Raw genomic sequence first — 4,512 nt, forward strand, 5'->3', positions numbered from 1 at the left:
TGAATTTTATCTGCCGGCATTTTATCGTTGCTCTGGATCAACCGGATCTGCGGCGCAGTCTGGATGGCGACGTTTTTGCTCAGCTTTAGGCCGTGAATTTTCTTTTCAAAGCGGTTCACGGCATCTACAAAATCTCATACCACCTGGGCGCTCATAGGATCGTCCTCGTCCGACGCCTCGGCATGAAGCTTCGGCAGGTTGGAAGCTTTATCCAGTATATCATCGCCTCCGGATGAAGGACAGCAGGACTGCAAGAATCCCAACAAGAAGGATGCCGGCCGAGAGACCCATGAGGATACCGGAGGTGAAATCCTGGGACGGAGATCCGCCCGCCGCCCTGGAAACAATCCCCAAAACAATACCGAGCAGGATCAGCAGTACGCCGATACATCGTTTCCGGCTGCTCCTGAGCTTTTGCCTTATCCGTGCGATGGTCTCCTGAAAAGAACGGTTTCCCTTCATATCGCTAACAACCTTTCCTGTGCATATATAAAATCCAATCCATTTACATCCTTTTTACCGCATCCATAGCCAGTGCGGAACGCTCACACTCTTCGGCGGACATGGTGACCTGCCAGCACAGCGGACTGCCCTTCATTTTTTCCGCTGCGTAGCTCAAGCCGTTGGTGCGTTCGTCCAAAAGGGGATGGTCAATCTGCTGCGGGTCGCCCAACAGGATGATTTTCGTACCCATCCCGGCACGGGTGATGATCCCCTTGGCCTGCTTGGGCGTCAGGTTCTGCGCCTCGTCAATGACCAGATAGGTTTTGGAAATCGACCGGCCACGGATGAAGTTAAGGGCCTGGGCATCCACAATGCCCCGGTCGAACAACTCCTCTACTTTTCCGGAAAGGCTGCGCTCGTCGGCAAACCGTTCCTTTTCATTTTGATCCACCAGGAGCTCCAGATTGTCGACGACCGGTCGGAGCAACGGGGCGATTTTTTCCGATTCATCTCCAGGAAGGAAGCCGATGTCATCGTCAAACTGGGCGTTGGGGCGGCTGATCAAAATGCGCCGGTAAGCCGGTTCCTCCTGTTCCAGCATGGCGTGCAGGCCGACCGCCAAGGTGTAGAAGGTTTTGGCTGTGCCGGCCATCCCCTTTACGATCACCAGCGGCGCTCCCTCCGCATCGGCCATCAAGGCCTCCTGTAAGAATTTTTGGCCGATATTTCTTGGGGAAACACCGTAGGGCTTTTTCTTATGAAAAGAGAGCGGAACGATTTTCTTCCCGTCAAAACGGCCGAGCTGGGTTTTCCTGGCGGATTGGTCCGCTTTGAGGATGACGAACTGATTGGGCATGAGCGTCACAGGAAGCTTTTCACCGGCTTCGTCCACCTGATATACATCCTCCGGCGTAATATGCTTTTTTTTAAAGTCCTCGAATTTCTTTTCCGCTACAAATACCTCGCACCGGCCGGTATACTGCTCCCCGCTGACAGGCGCCTGCTCGGTGGTGAAATCCTCCGCCTGAATCCCCAGCATCTGTGCCTTGACGCGCACCACAATGTCCTTTGTCACCAGGATAACCGGCGTTTTCCTGTTTTGCAGGCCAAGGCAGACTTTTAAAATCCGGTTGTCGTTTTTATGATCCGGGAAGCCTTCCGGCAGCTTCACGTCCACGCAGTTGACCTCCAGGCGCAGCGTGCCGCCGCCGGGCAGGGGGACGCCTTCCAGCAGGTTTCCCGCCGTGCGCAGCGATTCCAGATACCGGATGACCTGCCGCGCATTGGCGCCCCTTTCCCCCTCTGCATTTTTCAATCCATCCAGTTCCTCCAGGACGGCAAGAGGTAAAACAAGATGGTTGTCCTCAAAGGATTGGAGGGCATAGGGCGCCTGGATCAGAACATTGGTATCCAGAATATACGTTTTTTGCATGGCGTTTTCTCCTTTTCATTACAGAAATTTGATTCTCTTCATAACGAAAACAGCCGGTTTTTCAGAAAAAGCGGCGCAAAGCAACGCACTTCCTCCGGAAAACCGGCTGATGCTATACAGGCAATATGCCAGGAAATCATATAGGGCAAAAAGCATAGGCAATCCACTCCATATTTCTATTATACATTTGATGCATTTGGTTTTCCATATAACCGGAGTTAATTATCCGTAAAATACAAGTAAAATAAATATATGAGTACCTCCGGCTTTCTTGTAGAGCGCATGTGAACTTTTTAAATGATAGTTCCGTCTTTGAATTTCAAATTTCTGATAAAGCAAAAGCGGAAATTTAAATGGGTAAACCTGTCCTTTTTCAGCCAAACCGGCACATATTCGCTCACCGCCTTGGTTTATCTGGTTGCGTCCGATATCCAGTTCAAGGTGGAGCGGGACGCGGAAGGCCATATCGTGGTATTCACCCGCGCGACCGCCGCAGACAGCTGGCACATAGTCGATGGTGCATCGGTCACGATGGTTGACGCGGCCCAGCCGCAACCCACCCCGACGCCTACGCCCACCACGACCGTCACGGTCACGGCAACGCCCACGCCGGCACCCGTTGCCCATGTGCCGCAGACCGGCGACAGCACGCCGCTGCTGGCGATGGTAATCGCAACGGCGGCTGCGGCAGCCGGATTCATCGCGCTGCTGGTGGCACGCCGCCGCAAAAACCGGCTGGAAGAAGAAAACGACCCGCAACTCGAACCGCGGGAGGATTGGGAGGATCGACATGAGTAAATCGAACAAGATGCGCGTCGTCCTTGTGGAACCGGGAAGGTATACCCGCAAAGCCACAATCGAAAACACATTGGAAGCGGAACAGGCGGTGGTCGGGGGAATGATCGATGTTATCCGGCCCTGGCCCAAGGAAAACGTCTGCCTTGTCCTCAATGATGAAGGGAAGGTCATCCCACTGCAGCCGAACCGGGGTTTGTCCGAAATCGATGATGTGGTGTACGGCACCTTTTTCCTTTGCGGTGAGGATGGCGAGAATTTTTGCAGCCTGACCAATGAACAGGTGGAGCGGTATCTCGCACGATTCCGGGAGCTGGAGATCATCTGTGACATGCCCGATGCAATCATTTGCTTTCCATGCTCACCGCAACGGTACAGACGATACATGGAGGGGTTGAACATTGGAAATGGGCTGGAGCGGCCCGACCACCGGGACAATCCGTCCCGCTGACGTTCGACCATCAGGGGGGCGCAGCCAGGGTGGCATCTTTCAGCGTGCTCCCCCGGTATGCATTTTCGTCGGAAGTTCTTATCGTACTTTCGGCCAAGAAAGTATGGAAAAATATGGCCGAAGCACCGCCCCAGATCTTTTGCCTCGGGGGTTTCTCTGCTGGCAAAAATGCGGTATAATAGGGGAAACGAGGAGGAAAACCTATGAAATACTGCGACAATCACGGCGCCCCGCAGCGGGACGCCGCCCTGCCTGACCGCTGCGGCGGGGCCAATGTCCCGACTTCCGCCATGCCGGCCCTGTTGGCCTGCATCCTGGCCCTGGCGCTGTGCCTTGGAGGCTGTACAGGTCGGCCCGCCGGGGACACCAACGAGACGCCTGGCAGCGGGTCTGCGGCGGCAGAAATCCCGCTGCCGGAGGAAACGCCCGCCAGCCCGGCGCCGGCATCCCCGCCCCCCGCCGCTTCCGGTGAGGACGGCCCCTCGCCGATGTCCCAGCCGGTGACCACCGAGATGGCGGGCCTGGTACCCGCCTCCAAGCCCTGGCAGGGCGCCTGGGTCGACGCGAAGGACAGCGACGACTTCTTCGTCTTTGAGAACGTCTCCAACGTCAGCGACACCCCCGTCGACAACGGCGACGGCAGCTACTTCATCTACCGCGCCCGCCTCGAGGACAACGCGCTGACCGACGCCTTCCTGTTTGAGCGCAACGACGAACGGGAAATGCTGACCCGGATGGACGCCGCGGGCAATCTGGTGGGCTACTATGTCCGCCCCACCTACGACAGGGCCCCCAGCCCGCTGCCCACGGAGGACTGGGGGATGTACACCCTGGTGACGGATTACACCCAGAGCGAAGAAAACCCGGAGGGCACCCCCAACCCGTTCGGCCCGTTCGACGTTTTTATGATCGACGCGTTCCGCTTCGGCAGCCGCCCCTACCAGCGGCTGGTGGACAACGGTGGCGGGTCCTGGACCTGCGCCTGCGATTTCCCCGAGGGGGAGAACGATCTGGAAGTTAACTTCCGCTTTGAAGTCCAGGGGGACGATCTGTACATGACCATCTACGACGCCGCCGGCAACGCGCGGTATCTCTATGTGCTCGCCGGTCGGTAACCCCCGCCCCGGGCCTGCACACACCCCAAAAAAGCACGCCCCACGGGACGCGCTCAATCTGTTGAAAAAGGCCACCGTCCGGTAGCCTTTTTTCTCGTAATAGGGAGCAGAATGATGAACACTATCTACGCAATACAGAGGTTTGGCACAGGTGACGAACTGGGTGAAACTTAAATTTGCTGCCAGGAATTTGCCCGCGTCAAGTATTGTTCGCAAAAAGGGTTCCTGTAAAATAAGAAGTTAAGCTGCTGGTCGCAACATCGCCTGAACAGATT

Annotated in this window: 5 protein-coding genes and 1 pseudogene; 3 read left to right on the forward strand and 3 right to left on the reverse strand. The window is 56.2% G+C overall.

All coding sequences use genetic code 11. The annotated features are described in order from the left end of the window. The 3 genes and pseudogenes from H6B15_RS15820 to H6B15_RS15030 form a co-directional block, all read right to left on the reverse strand. Window positions 1-122 (reverse strand): annotated as a pseudogene (locus H6B15_RS15820) (toxic anion resistance protein); the annotation flags it as partial. Between the two features lie 97 nt (window positions 123-219). Continuing rightward, window positions 220-462, reverse strand: coding sequence for an Ac45/VOA1 transmembrane domain-containing protein (locus H6B15_RS15025; protein WP_087182775.1), 243 nt, complete (start codon window positions 460-462; stop codon window positions 220-222). 43 nt (window positions 463-505) lie between these two features. Beyond that, entirely contained in the window at window positions 506-1,876 is a 1,371-nt protein-coding gene (locus H6B15_RS15030) for a PhoH family protein (protein ID WP_204648818.1), read from the reverse strand. Between the two features lie 312 nt (window positions 1,877-2,188). On the opposite strand from H6B15_RS15030, the gene H6B15_RS15035 reads away from it, so the two are divergent. The 3 genes from H6B15_RS15035 (at window position 2,189) to H6B15_RS15045 (ending at window position 4,237) form a co-directional block, all read left to right on the forward strand. Beyond that, on the forward strand, window positions 2,189-2,674 hold the full coding sequence (locus tag H6B15_RS15035; protein WP_204648819.1) for an LPXTG cell wall anchor domain-containing protein: 486 nt from the start codon (window positions 2,189-2,191) through the stop codon (window positions 2,672-2,674). Next, window positions 2,667-3,122 carry a DUF3846 domain-containing protein gene (locus H6B15_RS15040; protein WP_204648820.1) on the forward strand — a complete coding sequence of 152 codons (456 nt, stop codon included), beginning with the start codon at window positions 2,667-2,669 and terminating at the stop codon, window positions 3,120-3,122. Before H6B15_RS15035 ends, H6B15_RS15040 begins: the two co-directional genes overlap by 8 nt. A 203-nt stretch (window positions 3,123-3,325) precedes the next feature. Further along, on the forward strand, window positions 3,326-4,237 hold the full coding sequence (locus H6B15_RS15045; RefSeq protein ID WP_204648821.1) for a hypothetical protein: 912 nt from the start codon (window positions 3,326-3,328) through the stop codon (window positions 4,235-4,237). Window positions 4,238-4,512: the final 275 nt, after the last annotated feature.

Source organism: Gemmiger formicilis, assembly GCF_016900095.1.
Classification (GTDB): Bacteria; Bacillota; Clostridia; order Oscillospirales; family Ruminococcaceae; genus Gemmiger; species Gemmiger formicilis_A.

Coding starts and splice junctions, on each gene's coding strand:
- H6B15_RS15025 (WP_087182775.1), bottom strand. CDS start 462: ATGAAGGGAAACCGTTCTTTTCAGGAGACCATCGCACGGATAAGGCAA.
- H6B15_RS15030 (WP_204648818.1), bottom strand. CDS start 1,876: ATGCAAAAAACGTATATTCTGGATACCAATGTTCTGATCCAGGCGCCC.
- H6B15_RS15040 (WP_204648820.1), top strand. CDS start 2,667: ATGAGTAAATCGAACAAGATGCGCGTCGTCCTTGTGGAACCGGGAAGG.
- H6B15_RS15045 (WP_204648821.1), top strand. CDS start 3,326: ATGAAATACTGCGACAATCACGGCGCCCCGCAGCGGGACGCCGCCCTG.